The 24,884-nt window shown below is 72.7% G+C and carries 11 protein-coding genes; 4 read left to right on the top strand and 7 right to left on the bottom strand.

The features are described from left to right. Window position 1 precedes the first annotated feature (1 nt). The 5 genes from AC07PU_RS02185 to AC07PU_RS02165 all read right to left on the bottom strand — a co-directional run bounded on the left by AC07PU_RS02185 (window position 2) and on the right by AC07PU_RS02165 (window position 7,028). Window positions 2-1,690, bottom strand: a complete 1,689-nt coding sequence (locus AC07PU_RS02185; RefSeq protein ID WP_495314858.1) for a dipeptide ABC transporter ATP-binding protein — start codon at window positions 1,688-1,690, stop codon at window positions 2-4. Further along, entirely contained in the window at window positions 1,687-2,562 is an 876-nt protein-coding gene (locus tag AC07PU_RS02180; protein ID WP_495314856.1) for an ABC transporter permease, read from the bottom strand. The genes AC07PU_RS02185 and AC07PU_RS02180 overlap by 4 nt, the downstream gene beginning before the upstream one ends. Next, entirely contained in the window at window positions 2,559-3,476 is a 918-nt protein-coding gene (locus AC07PU_RS02175; protein WP_495314854.1) for an ABC transporter permease, read from the bottom strand. Before AC07PU_RS02175 ends, AC07PU_RS02180 begins: the two co-directional genes overlap by 4 nt. 7 nt (window positions 3,477-3,483) lie before the next feature. Beyond that, window positions 3,484-5,127 (bottom strand): ABC transporter substrate-binding protein, encoded by a 1,644-nt coding sequence (locus AC07PU_RS02170; RefSeq protein ID WP_495314852.1) that lies wholly within the window; start codon window positions 5,125-5,127, stop codon window positions 3,484-3,486. A 218-nt stretch (window positions 5,128-5,345) separates the two neighbouring features. After that, a complete protein-coding gene (locus AC07PU_RS02165) occupies window positions 5,346-7,028 on the bottom strand; it encodes a M14 family metallopeptidase (RefSeq protein ID WP_495314850.1) in 1,683 nt (560 codons plus the stop codon). Between the two features lie 215 nt (window positions 7,029-7,243). On the opposite strand from AC07PU_RS02165, the gene AC07PU_RS02160 reads away from it, so the two are divergent. The 4 genes from AC07PU_RS02160 to AC07PU_RS02145 are packed head-to-tail and all read left to right on the top strand — an operon-like array spanning window position 7,244 to window position 12,232. Further along, window positions 7,244-8,116, top strand: coding sequence for an ABC transporter permease subunit (locus AC07PU_RS02160; protein WP_398491410.1), 873 nt, complete (start codon window positions 7,244-7,246; stop codon window positions 8,114-8,116). Next, window positions 8,113-8,847: an ABC transporter ATP-binding protein gene (locus tag AC07PU_RS02155; protein ID WP_495314848.1), complete on the top strand. Its 735-nt coding sequence runs from the start codon at window positions 8,113-8,115 to the stop codon at window positions 8,845-8,847. Before AC07PU_RS02160 ends, AC07PU_RS02155 begins: the two co-directional genes overlap by 4 nt. 42 nt (window positions 8,848-8,889) lie before the next feature. Next, window positions 8,890-9,897: an NrtA/SsuA/CpmA family ABC transporter substrate-binding protein gene (locus tag AC07PU_RS02150; RefSeq protein ID WP_490877556.1), complete on the top strand. Its 1,008-nt coding sequence runs from the start codon at window positions 8,890-8,892 to the stop codon at window positions 9,895-9,897. A gap of 22 nt (window positions 9,898-9,919) precedes the next feature. Next, on the top strand, window positions 9,920-12,232 hold the full coding sequence (locus AC07PU_RS02145; RefSeq protein WP_495314845.1) for a molybdopterin guanine dinucleotide-containing S/N-oxide reductase: 2,313 nt from the start codon (window positions 9,920-9,922) through the stop codon (window positions 12,230-12,232). Between the two features lie 21 nt (window positions 12,233-12,253). Here AC07PU_RS02145 and AC07PU_RS02140 read toward each other — a convergent pair whose 3' ends face one another. Both AC07PU_RS02140 and AC07PU_RS02135 read right to left on the bottom strand, forming a co-directional pair. Further along, complete coding sequence (locus AC07PU_RS02140) at window positions 12,254-23,650, bottom strand: filamentous hemagglutinin family protein (protein WP_495314843.1); 11,397 nt, start codon at window positions 23,648-23,650, stop codon at window positions 12,254-12,256. A 163-nt stretch (window positions 23,651-23,813) separates the two neighbouring features. After that, complete coding sequence (locus tag AC07PU_RS02135; RefSeq protein WP_495314841.1) at window positions 23,814-24,830, bottom strand: FecR family protein; 1,017 nt, start codon at window positions 24,828-24,830, stop codon at window positions 23,814-23,816. Window positions 24,831-24,884 lie beyond the last annotated feature (54 nt).

Below are 24,884 nucleotides of genomic sequence, written 5' to 3'. Positions count from 1 at the left end.
TTCAGGCCGCCAGCGGCTCGGGCACCGCGGCCAGCAGCGAGCGCGTGTACTCATGCGCGGGCCGCGACAGCACCTCCTCCACCGGCCCCTGCTCGACCAGCCGGCCGCGGTTGAGCACCAGCACGCGGTCGGCCACGTGGCGCACGAGGTTGATGTCGTGCGAGATGAACAGCAGCGCCGTGCCCAGCCGCGACTGCAGCTCGGCGATCAGGTCGATGACCTGGGCCTGCACCGAGACGTCGAGCGCCGACACCGGCTCGTCGCAGACGATCAGCGCGGGCTGCGCCGCGAGCGCGCGCGCGATCGCCACGCGCTGGCGCTGGCCGCCCGAGAGCGAACGCGGGAAGCGCTCGGCCAGCTCGGGCGCCAGGCCCACCTGCTGCAGCAGCGCCGCGATGCACGCGCCCGTCTCGGCGCGCGGCAGGCCCTGCAGGTTCTCGGCGATCACCTGCGACACGCGGTAGCGCGGATCGAAGCTGCTCAGCGGATCCTGCGGGATGTACTGCAGCCGCGGCCGCAGCGGCCGGCGCGCGGCCTCGGAGACGCCCGACCACGGCTGGCCCAGCAGCCGCACCGCGCCCGCGTCGGGCTCGAGCAGGCCGAGCACGATCTTCGCGCAGGTGGACTTGCCCGAGCCCGATTCGCCGACCAGGCCGAGCACCTCGCCGGCCGCGATCGAGAACGACAGGTCCTCGAGCGCCACGAAGTCCTCGCGCGGACCCAGCCCGCGCCGCACCGCGAAGCGCTTGCCAATGCCCTGGACCTCGAGCACCGGCGCCTGCGCGGCCGGCACGGGCGTGCGTGGCGGCAGCGGCTCGCGCACGATGCGCAGCCGCGCCTCGGGGCCGACGCCGGTCGCCTCGAAGCGTGCCGACGACAGCCGGCTGCCGCGCGAGGAGGTCGAGGGCACGGCCGCGATCAGCTGCCGGGTGTAGCCATGGCGCGGGCTCGACAGCACGTCGCGCACCGGGCCCTGCTCGAGCACGCGGCCATGGCGCATCACGAGCACGCGGTCGGCGATGCCCGCCACCGCAGACAGGTCATGGCTGATCAGCAGCAGGCCGCTGCCTTCGTCGCGCACGCGCCGCGCCAGCACCTCGATCACCTGCTTCTGCAGCGCCGCGTCGAGCGCGGTGGTGGGCTCATCGGCCACGATCAGCGGCGGCAGGCCCGCGATCGCGGCCGCGATCAGCGCGCGCTGGCGCAAGCCGCCCGAGAGCTGGTGCGCATACTGGCCGATGCGGCGTTCGGGTTCGGGCATGCCCACGCGCGCGAGCGTTTCCAGCACGCGCCGGCGCACCGCCGCGCGGCCGCGCAGCAGGCCATGGTGCTCGAGCACCTCGCCGACCTCGCGGCCGATGGGGCGCAGCGGATCGAGCGACACCAGTGCGTCCTGCATCACCAGCCCCGCGAAGGTGCCGCGCAGGCGGCGCCAGTCGGTGGCATCGAAGCGGTTCGCGTCGCGCCCGTCGATCAGGAATTTGCGCGCATTCACGCGCGCGCCCGGCCCCGCGAGCGCGAGCAGGCTGCGCGCGGTCACGCTCTTGCCCGAGCCCGACTCGCCGACCAGCGCCACGCATTCGCCGCGCGCGATGCGCAGGTCGAGCGCCTCGACCACGGTGCGCTCGCCCGCGGGCGTGTCGAAGCGGACCGTGAGGCCCTCGACGTCGACCAGCGGCACTTCGCTCATGCCAGCCTCCCCTCGAAGCGCCGCTGCAGATGGTGGCCAAGCACGGTGAACGAGATCACCGTGAGCGTGATGGCCGCGCCCGGGAACACGCCGGGCCACCAGGCCACGCGCAGCACGTCGCGGCTCTCGGCCAGCATCACGCCCCACTCGGGCGTGGGCGGCTGCGGGCCGAGGCCGAGGAAGCTCAGCCCCGAGGCAGCCAGCACGGTCGATCCCACGTAGACGGTGGCGGTCACGGGCACCGCCACCAGCACGTTGGGCAGCAGGTGGTCGAAGAACACCTGGGCGCGGCTGCGGCCGTAGATGTAGGCATGGGTCACGTAGTCGGCCTGGCGCACGATGCGCGTCTGCGCGCGCACCACGCGCGCGAACTTCGGAATGCCCGCGATGCCGACCGCGAGCGCGATGTTGGCCAGCCCCGGGCCCAGGAACACCACCACCAGCATCGCCAGCAGCACGCCCGGAAAGGACGAGATCACGTCGAACAGCCGCGACAGCCCCTCGTCGAGCAGCCATTGCTTCTGGCCCGCCACCAAGCCCAGCAGCACGCCGGCCAGCACCGAGATCGCCGTGCCGCCGATGCCGATGAACAGCGAGTAGCGCGCGCCATGCACGGTGCGCGAGAGCACGTCGCGGCCGAGCCGGTCGGTGCCGAAGGGATGCTCGGCGCCCGGCGGCTGCAACACCGCGAGGAAGTCGCCCTCGAGCGGATCGAGCGGTGCCAGCCAGCGCGGCGCGACGGTGGCGATCACCAGCAGCACGACGAACAGCGCAGACAGAAGTACCGCGAGCGGCGGCAGGCGCCGGCGCGGTGCGCTCGACGCGGGTGCGCTGCCCGCTGGCAGCGCGACGGTCTCGGATGCGGAAGTCATGATGCCTTGAGCCTCGGGTCGATCAGTGCATAGAGCAGGTCCAGCACGGTGGACGCCGCGACGTGGATGAAGGCCGCCAGCAGCACCACCGCGAGCACCACGGGCGCGTCCTGGCTCAGCACCGCGTTGAGCGTGACCGTGCCCAGGCCGGGCCGGCCGAACACCTTCTCGGTGATGACGGCGCCGCCGAGCAGGCCGCCGATGATCCAGCCGCCGAGCGTGACCACCGGCAGCGCCGCATGCCGCAGCACGTGCCGCAGGCGCAGCCGCAGCTCGCCCAGGCCGCGCGCGCGCACCGTGACCACGAAGGGCTGCTCGAGCGCGCGCTCCATCGCCTCGCGCAGCACCTGCGCGAGCAGGCCCGCGGTCGGCAACGCCAGCGCGGTCGCCGGCAGCACCAGCGCGCGCCAGTCGGCCGCGCCCGAGACCGGGAACCAGCGCAGCGTGAACGAGAAGGCCATCAGCAGCAGGATGCCGAGCCAGAACACCGGCGTGGAGGCGAACACCAGCTCCAGCGTGGAGGCCGCCGCGCGCGCGAAGCGTCCGCGGCCCGAGGTCAGCGTGGCCACCACCACCGCGAACAGCAGCGCCAGCACGCCGGCCGCGAGCGCGAGCTCGACCGTGGGCCACAGCTGCGCCATCACCACGCGCGCCACCGGCTGGCGCAGTTCGTACGAGGTGCCGAAGTCGCCGCTGGCGATGCGCGCCAGGAAGCCCAGGTACTGCTCCCACAGCGGTCGGTCCAGCCCCCACTCGGCCGCGATGGCCTCGCGCAGGCCCGGGTAGTCGAGGTCGCCGGCCAGGATGTCCTCGACCCGGCCCGGCAGCGCATGCAGGGCCAGGAAGGCCGCGGTGGCGCTGCCCCACGCCACCAGCAGGCCGGCACCCAGCCGCGAGATCACCAGTCGCCACATGACGGGCTCAGCGCTCCGACAGCCACACGTCGTGGAAGTTCGACGGCGAGTCGAGCTGCGTCTCGAACGACAGGCCGCGCACCCGGCTCTTGGCCGCGAGCTGGTAGTTGGCCGAGAACAGCGGCACGATGATGCCCTGGTCCACCGCGTGGCGCTGCGCGGCGTCGACCAGCTTCTTCTTCTCCTCGAGATTCGTGGAAGCCAGCGCGTCGTTGATGTAGCCGAACAGCGTCTTGTCGCCCTTGTCGGCCACCGCGCGGATGAAGCCGCTCTCGCCGATGTTGCCCTGCAGCTCCTGCGCCGCGTCGGCCGGCAGGTAGGTGTTGGGATAGATGCTCCACGAGCCCTTCTGCAGCTGCTGCGCCCACTCGCCGCCGGTGACGAAGCGCAGCCGCAGGTCGAAGCCCAGGTTCTTGCGCAGCTGCGCCTGCAGGCCCTGGATCAGCACGTCGCGGTTGTCGCGCACGAAGGGCTGCGGGTAGCCGACCTCGATGGTCAGGCGCTGGCCGTCCTTGGTGCGGAAGCCCTCGGCGTCGCGGCCGGTCCAGCCCGCTTCGTCGAGCAGCTTGTTGGCCGCGGCCGGGTTGTTGCCCCAGCTGCCCTCGAGCGCCTTGTTGTAGAAGAAGCTGTCGGGGCCGATGTTCGACCAGGCTCGGCGGTAGGTGCCGCGGTAGACGCTCTTGACCAGCGCATCGATGTCGGCGCCGTCGCGCAGCGCGCGGCGCACGCGCACGTCGGTGGCCGGCGGGATCGTGTAGTTGACGTTGAGCGTGAACGAGGTCTGCGCGCCCGCGGGTCCGACCAGGAACTGGAAGCCCGGCTGGTCCTTGAACAGGCCCACGTCGGTGGGCTGCACGCCCTCGATCACGTCGACCTGGCCCGAGCTCAGCGCGCCCGCGCGCACCGCGTACTCGGGCAGGAAGCGCACCGTCACGCGGTCCAGCCAGGCCGGTCCCTGGTGCGCCGCATAGCCGGGCGCCCACTGGTAGCGCGGGTTGCGCGCGAAGCCGGCCGACTGGCCGCGCACATAGTTCTGGAACAGGAAGGGGCCGCTGCCCGCGATGGCCGGACCGCCGCCGCAGAGGTCGTCGCCCGACTGCAGCGACTTCGGCGAGATCAGGCCCAACCGCACGCTGGCGATCGATTCGAGCAGGCCCGAGTCGGGCCGGGCCAGCTGCAGCCGCACCTCGCTGGCCGACACCACCTGCACGCGCTCCACGGCCTTGAGCAGTTCGCCGGCGGCGTTGGTGTTCTTCGTGTCGCGCACGAAGTCGAAGTTGAACTTCACGGCCGCCGCGTCGAGCGGCGTGCCGTCATGGAACTGCAGGCCCGGCTTGAGCTTGAAGGCATAGGTCTTGCCGTCGGGCGAGACGCTCCACTCCTGCGCCAGCCAGGGCAGGAACTTGCCGCCCTTGCCCTTGGCGACCAGCGAGTCGATGTAGTTGCGGATCAGGATGTAGGAGTTCTGCTGCGTCGAGCGGTGCGGGTTGAAGCAGATCGGATCGGTGGTGACGCCGAAGACCACCTCGCCGCCCTGGCGCGGCGTGTCGGCGGCCAGCGCGAGGTTCATGCCGCAGGCCGCGAGCAGGCCGGCCTGGAGGATGCGCGGCAGCGCGCGCCGCGGGGAAGCAAGGACAAGGGAGATCTTCATGACGACGGAAAGGAACGTGGGAAAGCCGCGCGGACGAGTCCGCGCCTGGAGGAAAGGAAAAGGAATCGGCGCGCGCGGCGCCGACCGTGCAGGCCCGGGCGAACGCCCGTGCACGGGCAGCGCCGATCTTCGAAGCTCAGGGCTTCGCGGCTAACGAAAGTTTTCGCAGAAGCTATCTCGCTCAGCGCGCATGGAGCGCTCCCGCGCCTTTCATCCGCTCAATCCAGCAGCCCGTCCCAGTAGAGACGCGCCGCCGCCAGCACGGTCCGCATCTGCGTCGTGTGCGCGAGCCGGAAGGCCGCGCCGCGCACGGTCTCGTCGGGGAACTCGCTGATCAGCGTGAACGGCACGGTCGAGCGCTCGTCGGTGATCACCATGCAGGGGATGCCGTTGATGGGCGCGAACGGCAGCTCGCCGACGTGGGCATGCCACATGCGCTGCTGGAGCGCATTGAACGCGGCCAGCTCGGCCGAACCCGCGAGCAGTTCCTTCGTGAGCGCATCGAGGAAGCGCAGGCCGTCGTGGCCGCGGTGCTGGCGCAGGATCAGGAAGAAGCCCTTGGGCACCGTCCACAGCTCGCTGCCGCGCGGCACGTAGCCGGCGCGCGGGCGCGTCCATTCGTGCGCCGGGTAGCCATGCAGGCTCAGATGCAGGCGCGCGCCGGTGCGCGCGATCGCCTCGAGCCGCGGCGCCTTCTCGCCGAAGGGCGGCTTCATGCGTGCCTCGAGGTCGTCGCCCAGCGCGGTGTAGCGCGCGGCATGCGCCATGTGCGTGGGGTCGGTCTGCTGGAGCCGGTGATGCAGCGCCGCGCCGTCGGGGTTCTCGAGCGCGACCAGCGCATAGTGCGCGCCGGGCAGCGCATTGAGCAGCGGCGCCGCGCGCAACGCGCCGACCACGCCCGAGCTCTCGTTCGCATGCTGGCCGGCCGTGACCACCAGGCCCGGCAGCGTGCCGCGCACATGCAGGCCCGAGACCGGGCGGCCCTGGAACGAGGTGACGCCGAAACGCTCGCCGGGCAGGCGTTGCATCGCGGCCTCGACCTCGACCGGGGCCAGCGAGCGGTCGGCGCTGTCGAGCACCAGGGCGGTGTCGACGGGCGGGTCGACCCGCCGATGCGCGGCCAGCCGCACCGTGACCCGCGTGTCGTCCTCGCTGCGTGAGATCAGCGGCACGATGTGGCCGCGTTGCAGCGTGCGGTCGGCATCGTCGAGGCCGGCGCGCGCCTTGAAGAACTCGAGCGCGCCGTAGTAGCAGTCCTCGTGCAGCGCCTCGAAGGTGTCGATCGTCTCCTCGCCGAAGGGCAGCCGGCGTTCGATGCCGGTGGTGGCGATCGCGATCTCGAGCGTGTCGAACAGCGGCAGCGTGCCGGGCCAGGCATGGCCGCGCACCGCGTCGAGCGCGGCCGCGCAGGCGGCCTCGAACTCGGTGGGCAGCGCGGCGTCGTGCACCAGCGCATCGCCGTCCCAGACGCGCAGCCAGCCGCAGGGCGAGGCGGTGGCATCGTTGGGCGCGAACACGCGCCACTGCCGCGCGCCGGCCGTCACGAGGTGCTCGCCGGGCAGCTCGCCTTCGGCGAAACGCAGCGCGACGTCCTCGCCGAGCAGGCCCGCCAGCGGATAGGCCTCGAGGCGAAAGCGCTGGCCCTGGCCCGCGGGCGTGCGGACCTCGATCGACGTCGCCCCATCGCTCTCGAATTCCTCGAGAAAGAAATGCACCAGCGGCTTGTAGGCGCTGCGCAGCACGGCCTGCACGCCCGCCGCGGCGAGCGCCTGCTCGGCGGCGCGGCGCATGGGCGCGTCCTCGAACAGCCAGGCTTCGATGCGCGTGACCGGGTGGGCGCCGAAGCGTTCGACCAGTTGCACCAGCGTGCGGGGAAAGGTGGTGTCGAGCAGCAGGGTCATGGCGCGAAGAATAAACCGCCTCGCGGCGTGGGGTTACCAACGGGCAGACACGCTGCCCCGGGGACGGGCGCCCCCAGTCTTGGCCCTCGGGCGCGCAATGCAAGCACGGAATCCGCATACGTTGATCCGTTTTTGTTCTTTGGCCCGCAGGTGGGCGCACGCTAGCCTGCGCCGGCTCCCGACTCACGGGGACCCTCATGGAAAGCCTCGCCTCGATGTCTCATGTCTTCGACAACCTCCCGCTGCCCACGGCACCCGCTGCCGTCGAGCCGGCCGCCAAGCCGTTGCCGCCGCGCCGCGCGCCACGCGTGCTGTCGCGCAACCAGCTGCTGCTGATCTCCTGGCTGGTGCCGGCCCTGGTGCTGGTGGTGTGGGAGCTGGCGGCGCGGGCCGGCTATCTCTCGATCCACGTGCTGCCCGCGCCCAGCAAGGTGGCGGCCACGGCCTGGGGCCTGATCCAGGAAGGACGGCTGATCAGCGACATGGGCACCAGCCTGCTGCGCGCGGCCACCGGCTTCGTGATCGGCGGCTCGATCGGCTTCGCGCTCGGCACGGTGGTGGGCTTCTCGCGGCTGGCCGAGGCGCTGTTCGACCGCAGCATCCAGATGATCCGCGCCATTCCCTTCCTCGCCATGCTGCCGCTGGTGATCGTCTGGTTCGGCGTGGACGAGGGCGGCAAGATCTTCCTGGTGTCGCTGGGCGTGATGTTCCCGATCTACATCAACACCGTGCTGGGCATCCGGCAGGTCGACCCCAAGCTGCTCGAGCTCGGCCGCGTGACGGGCCTGAGCAATGCCACGCTGATCCGGCGCATCGTGTTGCCGGGCGCGCTGCCCTCGATCCTCGCGGGCGTGCGCTATGCGCTCGCGGTGGCGTGGCTCGCGCTGGTGATCGCCGAGACCATCGCCACCAGCTCGGGCATCGGCTACCTCGCAATGGATGCGCGCGAGTTCCTGCGCACCGACGTGATCGTGCTGACCATCGTGGTCTACGCCACCATCGGCGTGGCCTCGGATGCGGTGGCGCGGCTGCTCGAACGCCGGCTGCTGGCCTGGCATCCCAACTACGCGGCGGGGGAACGGCGATGAGCGCGCAACCATCGCAACCCGAGGCACCCGCCGTCGTCGTGCACGGCCTGCAGCGCCGCTATGGCGAGCGCACCGTGATCGGCGGCCTCGACCTGCGCATCGCGCGCGGCGAATTCGTCGCGCTGCTCGGCGAGAGCGGCTGCGGCAAGACCACGCTGCTGCGCGCGCTCGCCGGCCTCGATGCCATCGACGGCGGACGCATCGACGGACCGCGCCAGCCCGCGGTGGTGTTCCAGGAGCACCGGCTGCTGCCGTGGGATTCGCTCTGGCGCAATGTCTCGCTGGGCCTCGACGAGGCCACCGGCAAGGCGCTGGCGCAGGCCGCGCTGGCCGAGGTGGGCCTCGGCGACCGGCTCGACGACTGGCCACGCAATCTCTCGGGTGGCCAGGCGCAGCGCGTGGCGCTGGCGCGCGCGCTGGTGCGCGAGCCCCGGCTGCTGCTGCTCGACGAACCCTTCGCCGCGCTCGACGCGCTCACGCGCATCCGCATGCATGGCCTGGTGAAGGAACTCGTGCGCCGCCACCGGCCCGGCGTGCTGCTGGTCACGCACGACGTCGACGAGGCGGTGGCGCTGGCCGACCGCGTGCTCGTGATGCGCGACGGCGCGATCGCGAGCGAGTACGCCGTGTCGCCCGAGGCCAATGCCAGGCGCACGCATCCCGATGCGACGGTGCTGCGCGAGGCCCTGCTGGCCGAGCTCGGCGTGGCGGCCGACAGCGTGCCCGCCTGAACCTCCTTTTCGTTTTCCTTTCTCCACCGGCCTCTTCCCTTCATGACCTCCTCGTTCTCCCCGGCCTCGCGCCGCAGCTTCCTGCAGACCGCCGTCGTCGGCGCCGGCGCCCTGGCCACGGGCCTGGCCCATGCACAGGCCGCCGGCCCGGCCAAGGCCACGCGCAACACCGACACCGTGCGCCTCACCTGGGGCCGCGGCGGCCTGCCCGCGCTGGCCAAGAACCGCGGCGAGTTCGAGAAGCTGCTCGCCAGGGACGGCATCAAGGTGCAGTGGATCGGCCCCTTCCCCAACCATGCGCCCTCGCTGCAGGCCGTGACCGGCGGCAGCGCCGACTTCGGCTTCGGCGGCAGCACCACGCCCGCGCTGGCCGCCATGCTCGCGGGCTCGCCGCTGGTGTTCACGCAGTTCGCGATCGTCGAGCCGCGCAGCACCGCGATCATCGCCAAGGACGGCTCGGGCATCGACAAGGTGCAGGACCTGGTGGGCAAATCGGTCGCGGTCAACCGCTCGGGCCTCGGCGAGTTCCTGCTCGTGGCCGCGCTCGAGAAGCACAACATCGACCGCAGCAAGGTCAAGTTCGTCTACCTCAATCCGCCCGACGCCGGCCCGGCCTTCGCGCAGGGCAAGATCGACGCCTGGTCGATGTGGAGCCCGGGCGTGGACATCGCGCGCACCGAGTACAAGGCGCACGACGTCTTCTTCGAGGGCCGCGACCTCGACTTCCTGATCGACTTCAACTCCTACGTCACGCACCGCAAGTTCGCCGAGGAGAACGTGGCCATCGTGCGCGCCGTGAACGCGGCCTATGCGGCCGAGGCGAAATGGATCAGCGAGCATCCGGTGGAGGCCGAGACGCTGAACCAGCAGGACGCCGGCTACAGCGACGCGGTGCGCGACACGCTGGTCAAGCTCAAGCGCCGCTGGGACGTGCGCGGCGTGCAGGACGCGAAGTTCATCCAGGAATTCCAGAAGGCCTCCGACTGGCTGTCGGAGCGCAAGATCCTGCCGCAGAAGGCCAAGGTCACGGACTACCTCGCGCGGCTGTGAGGCCCGTGCGGAGTCCGGGCCCATGCCACTGACATCCACCCACTGGGGCGTGTACCGCCCCGTGGTCGAGAACGGCCGCCTCGTGGCCATGCGGCCCGCCGAATGGGACGCGGCGCCCTCGCCCATCGGCGCCGCGATGGTCGGCGCAGTCGATTCGCCCACGCGCGTGCGGCGCCCCGCGGTGCGCCGCGGTTTCCTCGATGCCGCCACGCGGCACCGCAGCGGCGACCGGCGCGGTCGCGAGGCCTTCGTCGAGCTGCCGTGGGACGAGGCGCTCGACCTCGTTGCGCAGGAGCTGCGGCGCGTGAAGCAGGCGCATGGCAACCGGGCCATCTACGGCGGCAGCTACGGCTGGTCGAGCGCGGGGCGCTTCCACCATGCGCAGAGCCAGCTGCACCGCTTCCTCAACGCCTTCGGCGGCTATGTCTACAGCAAGGACAGCTACAGCCTCGGCGCCGGCCGCGTGCTGCTGCCGCACATCGTCGACGGCATGGACGCGCTGCTGCAGAACCACACGAGCTGGGACGTGCTCGAACAGCACTGCGAGCTGTTCGTGGCCTTCGGTGGCCTGCCGCTGCGCAACACGCAGGTCAGTCCCGGCGGCGCGAGCGACCATGGCGTGGCACCGGCGCTGCGGCGCATGGCGGCCTCGGGCCGCACGCGCTTCGTCAACGTCAGCCCGGTGCGCGCCGACCTCGATGCCGTGCCCGATGCCGAATGGCTGCCGCTGCGGCCCGGCACCGACACCGCGCTGATGCTGGGCCTGGCCTTCGTGCTGATCGACGAGGGCCTGCACGACGAGGCCTTCTGCCGCAGCCACGCGGTCGGCTTCGACCCGGTGCGCGACTACATCCTGGGCCACGCCGACGGCGTGCCCAAGACACCGGCCTGGGCCGCCGAGCGCTGCGGCATCGCGGCCGAAGCCATCGCCACGCTCGCGCGCCGCATGGCGCGCAGCCGCACGCTGGTGAACTGCACCTATTCGCTGCAGCGCGCGCGGCATGGCGAGCAGCCGTTCTGGATGACTGTCACGCTGGCCACCCTGCTCGGGCAGATCGGCCTGCCGGGCGGCGGCTTCGGCCTGGGCTACGGCTGCATGAACTACATCGGCAGCGGCCACGGCAGCTTCTCGGGTGCGCGCCTGCCGCAGGGCGTGAACCCGGTGGCCGATTTCATTCCGGTCGCTCGCATCGCCGACATGCTGCTGAACCCCGGCGCGCCCTTCGACTACAACGGCGGCCGGCACCACTACCCCGACATCCGCCTCGTGTACTGGGCCGGCGGCAACGTGTTCCACCACCACCAGGACCTCAACCGCACCCTCGAGGCCTGGCGCCGGCCCGAGACCGTGATCACGCACGAGCAGTACTGGACCGCGCAGGCCCGGCACTCCGACATCGTGCTGCCCGCCACCACCACGCTGGAGCGCGACGACATCGGCAGCGCGGGCAGCGAGCGCTTCATGGTCGCGATGCATGCGGCGATCGCGCCCGTGGGCGAGGCGCGCGACGACTACGACATCCTGTCGCAACTGGCCGAGCGGCTGGACATCGCGCTGGCCTACACCGAGGGCCGCGATGCGCGCGAATGGCTGCGGCATCTGTACGAAGGCTCGCGGCCGCGTGCCGAGGCCGCCGGTCTGGCGCTGCCTGCGTTCGATGCCTTCTGGGAGATCGGCCGCATCGACATCGGCCGCACGAACGCGGTGGCGAACGAACCGGTGGTGCTGCTCGCGCCCTTTCGTGCCGCCCCCCTCGCGCATGCCCTGCCCACGCCCTCGGGCCGCATCGAGCTGTACTCCGAGCGCATCGCGGGCTTCGGCTACGACGATTGCCCGGGCCATGCCCGCTGGTTCGAACCCGAGGCGCCGGAGGGACCGATCCAGCTGCTGTCGAACCAGCCCGCGACGCGCCTGCACAGCCAGTACGACCATGGCGCGCTGAGCCGAGCCTCGAAGATCGCGGGCCGCGAGCCGATCACGCTCAATGCCCAGGATGCGCGCGAGCGCGGCATCGCGGCCGGCGACGTGGTGCGCGTCTTCAATGCGCGCGGCGCCTTCCTCGCGGGTGCCGTGCTGTCCGACGACGTGCGGCCCGGCGTGGCGCAGATCGCCACCGGTGCGTGGTACGACCCGCTCGACGCGCAGGCACCGGGCAGCCTCGAGAAGCACGGCAATCCGAACGTGGTGACGCCCGACGTCGGCAGCTCGAAGCTGGCGCAAGGGTGCGCGGCGCAGAGCGCGCGGGTGGAGGTGGCGTTGTGGCGCGGCGAGCTGCCGGCGATCACGGCCTTCGATCCGCCGGCGTTCGAGCCGGCGCCGCGCGGCGCACCCTGAGCGCCGCGCCCCGCACCGCCCTCAACGCCGCATCAGATTGCGCCGCTCGACCGGCGTCAGCTGCTCCAGCTGAGCCGCGTCCAGCGCCATCTGCCCGACCACCTGCAAGGCACCGCGGCCGCCGTCACCGGCCGCCTTGTCGTCGCGCCGCGGGGCTTCGTTCGCGGGCAGGGGCTCGTTGCCGAAGCCGAGCACCCGCACGGTGAAGACCGAAGGCAGGGCCTGGCGGCCGGCGGCGCGCTCGCGCTGCACCACGTCCTGCGCGGCCATGGCGGCCTGCGATGCCGCGGCGCTCGCGCTCGTGAGCGCGCCGATGTTCACGGCCACCACCACCGGCAGGCCCCTGGATTCGCCCTTGACCTGGATGTTGTCGGCATTGAGCACCTGCAGCGCCGCGATGTTGAGGTTGCCCGCCACGCGCACGCCGGCATCGCCGGCGTTGACGGTGCCCTTCGGCGCCACCAGGTCGACGTCGCCATCGCCCACGGTGCCGATGCCGCTGCCGCTCATGTCGGACTTCTCGCGCACCACGGTCACGCCGTCGAGGTCGGTGACGACCTCGGCGGCCGAGGGCACGCGCACGGTCTTCGAGCCCTTGCCGGCATCGATGTCGCCCACGCTCGACCAGAGGATCTGGTCGCTGCCGCGGTCGGTCGCCGCGGGCACGAAGGACAGGATGCGCGAGCGGTTCACCGTGACGTCGTCCTTCGCGAAGATGCCGATGTGGCCCGAGGCCAGCGTCACCAGGCCGTAGCCGTCGGGCACGGTGGCGCCCAGCGCCGCCACCTGCAGCCCGCCGCCGGGCGTGAGCACGTCGATGTCGCCGCCGGCCATGGTGCGCAGCATCAGCTTGTTGGCCGCCACGTTGCCCTGCCAGTCGCTGCCCGGGAACAGCGTGGCGATGGCCGCATAGCCGCGGTTGTAGCCGCCGTTGCGCGGCAGGCCTTCCACGCCGGGCTCGTTCTGGTCGCGCCCCGCCTCGCGCAGCTCGAGCAGGTAGACCTGGCGCAGGAACTGCTGGCGCGCCAGTTCGGGCAGGGCCTGGAAGCGGGTCCAGGCCTCGAGCGGCGCGAGCTTCTCGCCGGTCATGTCGAGCATGTACGACACCAGGCCGCGCCGCACCACCTTCTGCTGGCCACCGGCGCGGGTCTCGGCCAGGTCGCTCAGGTACAGCGGCAGCACGCTGCCGTCGTCGCCGCGCACCTTCAGGTACTCGGGCATGGACGCCACCTTCGACGGATCGAGGTAGGCGGCGCTGAAGGCCTCGTAGGCCGCGGGCCGGTTCATGCCCGCCATCACGGTGATCGAAGCACCCTGCTCGGGCAGGCCGTTGACCTGCGTCAGCAAGGCCGGCCGGTTGGCGCCGTCGTAGCGCTGGTTGCCCAGGGTCTGGATCTTCAGGTCGTCGGCATACACGTCGCGCCCGGCCGACAGCACCAGCGCGCCGGCGCCCTGCACCGACACGTTGCCGGTGTTGTCGGTGAAGGCATAGGGCGTGCGCACGTAGGTCATCGCCAGGATGTCGTTGCCGGCCTCCAGCAGGGTGGTGTCGCTCGCATGCACGTTGCGCGCGCTCAGGCGCACGCCGCGGATGTCGGTGCCGGCGCGCAGCCAGGTCTGCTCGCTGGCCATCACGTCGGCGCCCAGGATCGAGCCGCCGGCCGCGTAGATGCGGCTGGGCTCGTAGTCGCCCGCCAGCGCCAGGCGATCGGGGTTGCCCTCCTTCTGATAGAAGTCCTGCCGGGTGCCCTGGAAGTAGGCGCCGATGTCGTTGCGCAGCAGGGCCTCCATCTGCACGCCGTACAGGCCGCCCAGCGGCGCGAAGGCCGTCGGGATGGTGGCGAGCGTGGCGCGCGCCATCACCACCTCGGCGTACGGCTCGTTCTGGTAGGTGCTGTTGAACTCGGCCCGCCCCACGGCCATCAGCGCGCTGAAGTTGCGGTTGTCGAAGCGCACGTCCTTCTGCGCCATCAGGCGCACGTCGTTGCTGCTGCCGGGCATCACGTACATCGGGCCCTGCAGATCGAGCGAGCCGTTCATCGCCACCGCGTGCGTCAGCGCGGGGTAGCGGTTGGCGCCCATGCCGACCAGGCCGTCCGCGGGCGTGGTGGCGTCGGTCAGCACCAGGTCGCGGAAGGCGAACACGGCCTGGTTGACCAGCGTCACGTCGCCGCCGGCCGAGGCCAGGCTGAGCGCGCTGCGCTCGGTGTAGCCGCTCATGTAGGCGCCGTAGTCGCGCATCCGGCCACTGGGGCTGTCGGGCACGTAGCCGTCGCCATAACGCACCAGCAGCGGATCGATCACCGACTGCAGGCGCAGGTCGCCGGCGGTGCGCAGGCTCAGCGTCGCATCGCCGAGCGCGAGCACCGGCGCGATCGGGAACACCTGGGTCTGCGCGCCCGACCTGGCGACCGTCACGTCGAAACCGACCGCGGTCTCGCCGGCCGTGATCTCGCCCGCGCCGCGCGCCACGTAGTACTGGCCGCCGCGGATGGCGCCGCCGGCATCCACCGTCATCGCGCCGCCGTTGCGCACCTCCATGTGCATCGCCTCGCCCGGCGTGCGGCCGCCGCGCATGCGCATGTTGCTGGTCAGCGCGACCACCAGGTTGCCGAGGTCGCCGCCCGCGCGCACCTTGACGTTGCCGCCGCCGAAGGCGGCCACGCCCTGCTGGAACTCACCGTAGTTGATCCACCAGCTCGACTGCTGCGCGCGCTCCATGATCGGAACCGGCTGGCCGTCGACGTAGCCGTTCTCCAGGCTGTATGGGCCGAACGCCAGGTTGCGGTCGAGGTTGCCCTGGCGGTTGAGCCACTGGGTGAAGCGCTGGCCCGACAGCTGCGCGCTGATGCTGCCGCGCGCGTCGATGTCGAGGTTGCCGCCGCCCACGCCGTAGCTCGCGTCGGCGCGCTCGGTGGTGAAGTCGCTCCAGGCCGTGGTGTCCCTGCGGCCCGCGGTGTAGATCACCGAGTCCTTGTGCGCCAGCGTCAGGTCGCGCCCGGCGCGCACCTCGATGTCGCCGCTGCCGGTGCGGATCAGCTTGCCCGCGCCGTTGTCGACGGCCGGGTCGGTGCTGGTGTTGGCGCTGCCCACCACGATGTTGCCCTGCCCCGCGGCCAGCGCCGCCAGCGGCTTGAGCGCGAGCCCGTTGGCCGAGTCGAGGTCGCCGCCCGCGACCAGGCGCAGGTTCCACGAGGCCGGTGCCTGCAGCACGCCGCCGCGGTCGGCCCGGTCGAAGCCGTCGCTCAGGTGGCCGCCGACGATCAGGTTGCCGCCCGCGCGCAGCGTGAGGCTGCCTTCGCGCGCGCCAGCGAAGTCGCTCATCAGGTTCCAGTCGCTGCCGAGCACGAGGTCGCCCGCGCTGCGGATCTCGATGCCGGGCATCACGGCCATGCCGGTGCCCAGGCGCGCGCGCACGGCGTCAGCGCCGGCCGCGAAGGCATTGGCATCGGCGACGGCCTCGGCCTTGACGGCATCGACGCGGTCGCTGTCGTAGCTGCGCACGCCCTCGAGCACGCTCGAGCGCGCACCGGTCACCTCGAGCGCCAGCCGGGTCACGGCCAGGTCGGTGTTGGCGGCGTTGCGTTGCGCGCGCAGCCGCACCGCGCCGGCGTCGCCGCCGGCCACGTCGATCGCGCCGCCGCGCAGGTCGAGCTGGCCGCCCGCGGCCTCGAGCGTGACGCGGCCGCTGCCCAGCTCGGTGGTGGCGCCCGCGAGCAGGCGCGCGCCCTGCTGCATCGCCACGCCGTTGCCGCCGGTGATGCGAATCGCGCCCCCGTAGGCGGCACGCGCGTCGACCGTGCCGACGATGTCGATGCGGCCCTGGTCGGTGGTGAGGCCGAAGTCCTCCACCGTGGTCGTGCCCGCGAGCACCACGTCGCCCTGGCGGATGCGGAACTGGCGCGAGCGGTTGAAGCCGGCCTCGTTCAGGCGCTGGCTGAAGCCCGCGAAATCGGGCAGCGCGGCGATGTCGAGCGAGAACGCGCCCGCATGGCCGCCGGTGCCGGCCTGCGCGGCGATGGCGCCGTCGAGCACGACGGTGCCGCCGCCCGAGGCCGCCAGCGTCAGCGTGCCGGCGCTGCCGCCGGCGGCATGCGCCGCGAGGTCGAGGCGGCTGCCAGTCTCCAGGCGCACGTCGCCGCCCACGGCCGACAGGCCGATGCGGCCCGCGTCCGCATATTCCGCCATGTCGAAGAACTGCTTTGCGAAGCCGCCCACGTCGACCTGCGCGCCCTCGGCCAGCACCACGTCGCCGGCCGTGGCCGTCATGTCGACGCTGCCGCCGAGCGCCACCGCGCGGGTGGCGAAGCGCACGCTGCCGCCGCTGAGGCTCAGGCGCGAGCCCAGGCTGGCCTGCAGGCTCTGCGCGGAGCGGTCGTCCGGCGCGCTCTCGCCTTCCAGCGCCTGCAGCGCGCCGGTGGTGACGATCGACTGCGCCGCGCCGCCGCGCCCCGTGAGCAGCGGCGTGCGCAAGGTGAGCGCGCTGGCGCCGACGTCGATGCCGCCCGTGCCCTCGGCCACGATCTGGCCGCGCCCCGCCAGCGTGACACTGCCGAAGCCCGAGACGGTCTTCTGGCCGGCGCCCAGGGTCAGCGTGCCGGCGTCGAGCGTGAAGCTGCCGCCGCCCGTGCCGCCCGCCGTGGCGGCACCCAGGGTGTTGACCAGCGCGATCGCATCGCCGCGGATGACGATGTCGCCGTTGCCGTGGCCCGCGAAGCCCGCGCCGTCGAGCGTCAATGCGCGCAGCCCCGACGCGCCCAGGTCGACGGAACGGTAGAAGTCGAAGTTCGAATAGCTGCGCAGCGTGAGACGCTCGGAGTTGGCCAGTTGCGCCAGCGCCGCGGCGTCGAGCACCAGCCCCTCGGTGCCGCCGCCGAAGCCGACGCGGCCCGAGGACACCGACAGCGCGCGCCCGGCGATGCGCGCCGAGCTCGCGAGCTCGGTGGTGCGCGTGGCATCGATCAACAGCGCCGCGCCGCCCTCGAGCACGGCCCCCGCGCCGATGCCGACCAGCCCGCCGGTGCCGATGTCGACGTTCTCGCGCCGCACCGCGATGGCCTCGCCGTTGGCCACGCGCACCAGCGCGCCCCAGTCGCGCGAGGGCGTCAGCAGCACGTCGTCGCCCACGCCCGGCGTGCCCTTGGTGTCGTAGACCGCGGCCTGCCGCGGCGTCATCACGAGGTCGCTGGTGCCGCTGCCGGCCTCGCCCACGGCACGCAGCACGCTGCCCGCGTCGATCGCCACCCGGTCGGTGGCCGCCAGGATGATCTCGGGGCCCGCGAGCGCCGAGTCCGCGCCGTTGCGCAGCACGATGTCGGTGGCCGTCACGTCGACGCGCGTGCCCAGCGGGTCGCCGGTGCGCGTGCCGCCCACCAGCAGGCTGCCGGCGCCGAAGCCCGACAGGCTGGCCGCGTCGATCACCAGGTAGCCGTCGGCGCGCAGCGTGCCCGCGTCCTGCGCCGCGCCGACGATGGCGATACGGCTGCCCGCGATGTCGACCAGCCCGCCGCGCCCGCCGGCGTCGGGGGCCGAGCGCAGCGTGCCGTCCAGCGTCAGGCGCTGCGTGGCGTCGAACACCACCGCGCCGCCGTCGCGCGGCAGCCGCGGCGTGACGACGTCCTGCCCGCTCAGGCGGTACTGCGTCAGCTTGAAGGCGTCGGACGCGAAGAAGTCGTTGGCGAAGGCCTCGTTGTATTCGGTGTACTGGCGCAGCGTGACGCCCGACATCACGCGCCATGCGGAGGCCACCGTGTCCTGCCTGCCGCCGAGCGCATTGCCGCCCTTGCCCTGCATGAGGATGCTGCCGTCGGGCGCCACCGCGCCGGCCGCCACCGGGCCGGCCCACGGCGTGCCCGTGGTCTGCACGGCGAAGGCGCCGGGCAGCATGGCGTAGCGCGCGGGCAGCAGCGTGTACCAGCCGGCGGCCAGGCCGCCGCCGCCCGCGAGCCACACGCGCTCGCCGGCCGCCGTGCCGCTGGGCGGCGCGGTGCTGCCGTAGCCCGGCAGCACCGCGTACATGCCCGGCGTGGCCAGCACGTCGTGCGAGCCGCCGGGTCCCGGCACGAACTCCCAGGCGTACAGGTCGCCGCCGCCAGCGATGTCGACCACCGCACCCCTGGCGAGGTCGACGTTGGGCGCCTTCATCGCGATGCGCTTCTCGGGCGGCGCGACCAGCGCGCTGTCGGAGGGCAGCGCGGTGTTCAGCCGCTGCGTCGGGTCCTGCCAGTGCTCGTCGTTGGACAGCGTGCCGTAGGGCACCACCAGGCCCCGGCCCGACACCGAGGTCAGGCTGTCGGTGCCCAGGGTCAGGCGCTCGCTGGCTTCGAGCGCGATGGCGCCGAAGGGCGCGCGCAGCACGCCGTTCTGGTCGATCACCGGCGCCTCCAGCCGCAGCGTGCCGCCGGCCGAGAGCGCGGGCGCGCCCGCGTCGCCCAGGCGCTCGACGGCGATCGACTGGCCCGCGCGGATGACCGCCGTGGTGGCCGTGGCCGGATAGACCTGGCCGGCCCGCAACACCAGCCGGCCGTCGACGTCGAGGCCCACGCGCAGGCTGTCGGTGGTGTTGATCTGGCTCGGCACCGCGGCGCCCAGGCGGATCTCGTCGGCCTGCAGCAGCGTGTTCGCGAAGCCCGCGATGCGCGTGCCCGCCGCGCCGTCCAGCGCATCGCGCCCCACCTCGAGCAGGCGGGCCTCGAGCGTCAACTGGCCGCCCAGCTTGGCCGCGTCGGTCCACTGCGCGGCGGTGTAGGGCGCGCGCGCTTCGAGCGTGATGCGCGGTGCCGACAGCCGCGCGCTGCCGCCCGTGGCGCCGTTGGTCAGCGTGCCCATCAGGTTCAGCGCGCCGCGCACGCCGAGGTCCACGCCGTTGCCCAGCGTGATCGTGCCCGACTGCAGCGAGACCGTGTCGAAGCCACCCGCGCCCAGCGAGCCGGCCGCGATGCGGATGGTCGGCGCGACCTGGATGTCGGGAATCACGATGTGCTTGCTGGCCGCCGCGTCGGAATAGAAGTAGCGGTTGAGCAGGCTGACCACCGCGGCGCTGATGGCGGGGTTCACCTCGGACGGATTCTTCATGCCGCCCGAGCCGGGCGCATCGAGGTCCACCACCACCTCCATGCCCGTCTGCACCTGGGTCTTGAGGCCCAGGATCGCCAGGCGCATCGCGGCCGTCAGCTTGAGCGGCTCGGTGCCGTACTCGTCGAACAGGTCGAGGTCGGGAATGCTGGCGTAGGAGGCCGAGCTCTTGATCGCGCCCGTCACGGGGTCGCGCCAGTAGTAGGAGCGCCCCGGCAGCACGACCGGGTCGCCGCCCGATTCGCCGCCGGCATCGACGATCGACAGCGAGCCGCCCACGGCCGTGGGGCCGCCGGCCTTGCCGACCATCGCCGAACCCACCACGCCGGCACCGAACAGGCGGATGCTGCCGCCGTCGCTGTCGCGCACCACGCTGCGCACCTCGGCGCCGCCGAAGCGCCGGTAGGTCGGCTCGTCGAACTCGCCGCTGGCGCCCGAGACGTCGATGCGCGCGCCCGGGTCCAGCGCCAGGGCCGCGCCGGTCACGCCGTTGCTCAGCACGATGTCGCCGCCCGGCAGCACCTCGCCCGTGCGCCAGCCGCGCGCATCGGGCCGGATCACCGGCACGCCGCGCGCCAGCAGCTGCGCGCCCGAGGCCAGCGCGATCGACTTGCCGTTGAGCTCGATGCGCCCCGCGGGCGCCTCCAGCGTGCCGTTCACCGTGAGCGCGCCGGCCACGGCGGACAGCGTCAGCGCGCCGCCGACGTCGGTGCGCAGCACGACACCGGCGCCGACGTCGATCGAGCCGCTGTCGACCACGAGCCTCAGCGAGGCGGGCGCGCGCTGCAGGCGCTCCTCGAGCCGCAGCTCGCCCACCGGCGCCAGGCTGGCCAACCGCGCGCCGGTCTCCAGCTCGCGGTAGGCGAAGGCGCTGAGGTCGATGCCCTTCACGGACTGCGACACGCCGATGTCCTCGGGCACGGCGATGCGACCGCCCTCGGCCGCGGTCACCCGCACCGTGACGTCGCCGAAGCCGCGGTCGGCATACAGCGTGGCGGGAAGCACGAGCACGCCCGGCGCGGCCGGGGCATCGGGCGCGGCCGGCTCGGCGGGTTCGACCGGCACGGGCGCCGTGCCGCCGATCTGCACGTTGGCCTTGGTTTCGAGCACCAGCCGTCCGGCCGAGCCCGCGGCATAGGCGCGGATGTCGAAGGTCGACAGGTCGGTCTTGTCCGTCAGCCCGCTCAGCGTGAGCGAGCCGGCATTGCCCACGCGCAGCCCCGGCAGGCCGTTCTTCGCGCGGTCGACGCGGCCGCCGCCCGACACGTCGAGCACGGCGGCCGGGTCGACCCGCAGCTCGCCCACCTGAAGCGCGATGGCGCCGCCGTCCATGGCCCAGCGCGCGGGCGCCATGCCGTCGCGCCAGGCGTTGATCCACTGGCCGCCGACGTCGAGCCGGGCCTCGGCCCCCAGGGTCAGCGGGCCGTCCATGGTGCCGAGCACGATGCTGCCGCCCGGTGCGCGGATGGCGCCGTCGATGCGCATCGGGTTGGTCGAGCGGTCGCCGCCGCTGGCGATGAAGGTGGCGCCCGGCGACAGGTCGAGCGAGGCGCCGGACTCCAGCACGAAGCCGTAGTCGCCCGAGATGTTGAGCACGATGCGGCCCATGCCCGAGCGGCTGAGCACCTCGTCCGACAGGAAGGTCACCTTGCCGATCGCCTGGTTGGCAGCGTCGGGATCGGGCTGGGCCTCGTAGGCACTGTCCAGCGTTGAGCCGGCCTGGAAGGCGGCGTCGAGCCGGTGCGGGTCGCGGGCAATCACGATGCGGTTGGGCGACCACGGCCGGTCCTCGACGCTGCCGCCACCGAGTTGCAGTTCGCCGCCCGCATTCTTCGTCGGCTGCTTCTGCTGCCGGTCGCCCACCACCACGCCGCCCGCGTAGTCGCCTTCGAGCACCATCGCGCTGCCCGCGAAGATCTGCACCGCGCCGGCCTTGCGGCCCTCGGTGTAGCCGGCCTCGACGCTGTCGCGCCCGATCACCGCGCTGCTCCAGCTGTCGGACACGCCCCAGCGCGCATGGCCGTCGGTGTAGCGCCCGGCGATGCCGGTGTAGCTGCCGTCGGGCAGCGCGCGGTCCATGGTGTAGACCCGGCCGTCGGCGCCCATGAGCTTGGTGGCGGTGTTGAGGCCGTCGGTGTAGCGCACCGAGCCGCCCGACACGTCGAGCAGCGAGCCCGCGCGGGTGATGACCGAGCCGCCCGCGCGCATCGTGATCTTGCCGGCATCGGTCGACAGCTCGTTCAGGTCGGTCATGCCCACGCCGACCCAGCCGGTCACGTCGCCCAGCGGCGTGCCGGCCCAGCTGCCGGGCAGGTAGTTGCCCGCCGCGTCCTTGACCCACAGCACGCCGGCCATCGGGCCGTCCTCGAACACGCCGCTGGCGCGGCGGTCGACGATCACCTTCTTGCCGCGCACCCATGCGTTCAGCAGCAGCGGCGAGTCGCGCAGCTCGTTGATGCGCAGCTCGGCCTCGATGAAGTTGCGCGCCATCGGCACCGCCGCGCCCTGCAGGCCGGCCACGCTCAGGTAGGCGCCGCTGTCGATGTAGATGCGGCTGCCGTCGCCCAGGCTGTCGGGCCGGTAGCCCGGCAGCTGGGTCGGCAGCGGGTTGGCGGCCGACTCCACGCTGATCGTGCCCGAGGGCACGAGCACGCCCGCGCCCGCCTGCACGTCGATCAGCCGGCCGTACAGCCCGATGGCACCCGGCTTGTAGCGCGTGGCCAGCGCGGTGGTCTCGATCTCGCTGGTGTCGGAGGCATCGGGCAGGATGCGCGTCACGCTGCCCTGGCCCAGCGTCAGCGTGCCGGCCTGCCAGCTCAGCAGGATGTTGCTGGGGTCGTCGTTGACGTAGATGTGCGTGCCCTGGCCCCAGGCGCGCAGCAGGATCGAGCCGCTGCGGTTGTTGAGCGCGGTGGTCGCCAGCGCCACGCCGTTCTGGTGCACGTCGCGCGCCTGCAGCGTGATGTTGCCGCGCTCGGACTGCACGATGCCGCTGTTGGTCACGTCGTAGCCGACCGCCTCGGCGCGCGCCGCCATCTCGGGCAGCACGTGCTGGGCGATGGCCTCGACGAAGCCGGGATTGAACGGATCGGTGCCGGTGCGGATGGCGCTGCTCACGAAGGCCCATGGCATGGCCCAGCCCGGCGCGGCCGCGGCGGCCACGTCGAGGCCGCGGATGGCGTTGGCGTCGATGGTGCCGTTGGCGGTGGTGTTCCTGACCGTGTTGAGGAAGACGTTCTCGCCGGCCGCGAGGATCACCTGCCCGTCGGGCGCCGAGATGCGCCCGGCGTTGTGGACCTTGGGCGCGAACAGCATCACCTTGCCGCCGCTCGCCACATCGAGCTGCGCGCCGGCCTGCACCTGCACCGCGCCGGGCGCCGCGCCCGGGTCGAAGCGGTCGACGCCGCCGAGCCGGTCGGGCGCCGTGCCGTTGCCGGGCACGTAGCTGCCGTAGATGTCGGGCGCGGCCGAGGCGAAGGCGCCGAACTGCGGGATCGCGAAGTCGTTGGCCTGGCCCGTGGCGTCCTTGAACACCTGCGCGTTGTTGATGCCGAGGTTGAACTGCTTGTCCGACAGCGCGAGGCTCGAGGCCACCAGCGTGCGCGTGTTGACCTGGCTCGAGCCGGTGAAGACGATGCCGTTGCGGTTGATCAAATAGACCGACCCGTCGGCCTGGATCTGGCCCGCGATCCGGCTCGGCCGGCCGCTCGGGTCGTTGATGCGGTTCAGCGCGATCCATGCGTTACTGCCATCGGGCTTCGCCCCGCCCTTCTGGTCGAACTGCACCGTGGTGTTGCGGCCGACGTTGAAGCTCTCCCAGTTCAATATCGCCTTCTCGTCGGTCTGCAGGATGCCGACCACGGTGCGTCCGCCCGCCACGGTCTGCACCGGCGCGCGCGCGTTGAGCCAGCCGGCCGTGAGGCTGTTCGTGTCGACCTTCAGGCCGCCATCGGCCAGGCCCTCGGGAATGTCCGAGCCGCCGTCGAGCGCCGCCTGGCGCGCCGCGTCCTGGGCCGCCTGCTGCGCCGCGATGCCGCGCGCGGCCAGGTTCAGGTTGTCCATCGAGCGCCGCAGCTGGGCGTTGTCGCGCTGCTGCAGCGCGAGCGGGTTCGTCAGCGACGCGGCGGGCGTGCCGTCTGGCATGCGTCCCGTGGCCGCGGCCATGCTCTGCGCCACGTTCTTGCTGGCGAACCAGGCCGGCCCGAAGGCCCGCTGCGCGTGCGCGCCCTGCATGACGCCGCCCGCGGCGAGCATCGCCGCGAGCGCATGCGCCAGAGGCTTGAGCCGCAGCGAGAAAGTGGGAGCGCCCGCACGCTGGCCGCCGAGAGAAATACGCGTGTTCATGTGATGCCGATCCAGTCAGGTGAATGCCGCAGTTCGAGTCCTGCGCGCCGCGACCTCCAGGTCGACAGCGCTCCTTGACTAGACCGCCGGGCACCGCGCGATCGGCAAGCTTTTCTTTTGAAGCTTTCGTGACAGCGCGGCGGGCCCTCGTCGCGTCGCCGCTTCAGCTCAGCAGCACCACGCCGCCGGGCAGCGAACGCACCTTCAGGCCCAGCGACTGCTTCATCTGCACGATGGCCAGGTCCAGCCCGCCGATCTGGAACCGCCCCGTCATCTGGCGCGCCGCCAGCTGCTCGTCGAGCAGCACGACCTGGCCGGGGCGGTAGCGGTTGATCTCCTCGATCACCTCGCCCAGCGGCGTGTCGACGAAGCGCAGGTAGCCCTCGCGCCAGGCCACGCGCCGCGCGAGCTCCGCGCCCGCGAGCGTCTCGACCGGCCCGTGCGCGCGCTCGTCCCAGTCCAGCTGCTGGTGCGCCTCGAGCAGCACGCCGCCCGCGGCATGCGCCACCTCGAGCCGGCCCTCGAGGCAGACCACGACCACGCGCGCGCCCTGGCGCCGGAGCGCGAACAGCGCATGCGGCCCCAGCGGTCCGGGCCTTGCCGTCAGGCGACCCGCTCCCGCTTCGACCACGGTGCGGATGCGCGCGTCCCGCACCTCGAAGGCCGCCTCGCCGGCGATCAGCTCGATCTCCTGCGGCGGCGCGCGGCCTTCGCGCACCACGATGCCCGAGCGCGTGTTGAGCTCGACCGTCACGCCCTCGGCGAGCGCCACCTTGCGGCGCTCGCCGATGCCGGTGCGGTGGTCGGCGCGCAGCTCGCCCAGCGAAGGCCACAGGCCCAGCGGCGGATGCACCATGGCCGCGGCGGCCACGGCCGTGAAGCCCAGCGCGCCACCGAACAGCGCGCGCCGGCCCGGAGCGAAGCGCGGTTCGCGCTGCGCGCGAGGGGTCGTCGACGGCTGCGACGCGGACGGCGCGCGCGCCGCCACCAGTTGCCCCGCGGCACCCAACAGCGTCCATTGGCGGCGCGCCGCGGCCAGCGCGGCCCGGTGCGCGGGGTCGGCCTCGCACCAGCGCCGCATCGCCGCGCCGTCGGCCTGCGTCATGCGGCCCGCAGCGACCTGGCTCATCCAGGCGATCGCCTGGCGCTCGATGGCGTCGGTCGTTTCGCGCGGGGGCATCGATCCGGGATGTGTCATGTTCGGCAAGGCTTCACCCACTAGACCGCCGGCGCG

The organism is Variovorax sp. GW821-FHT10D07 (assembly GCF_059415325.1).
This window is presented reverse-complemented; position numbering and strand designations above follow the sequence as displayed.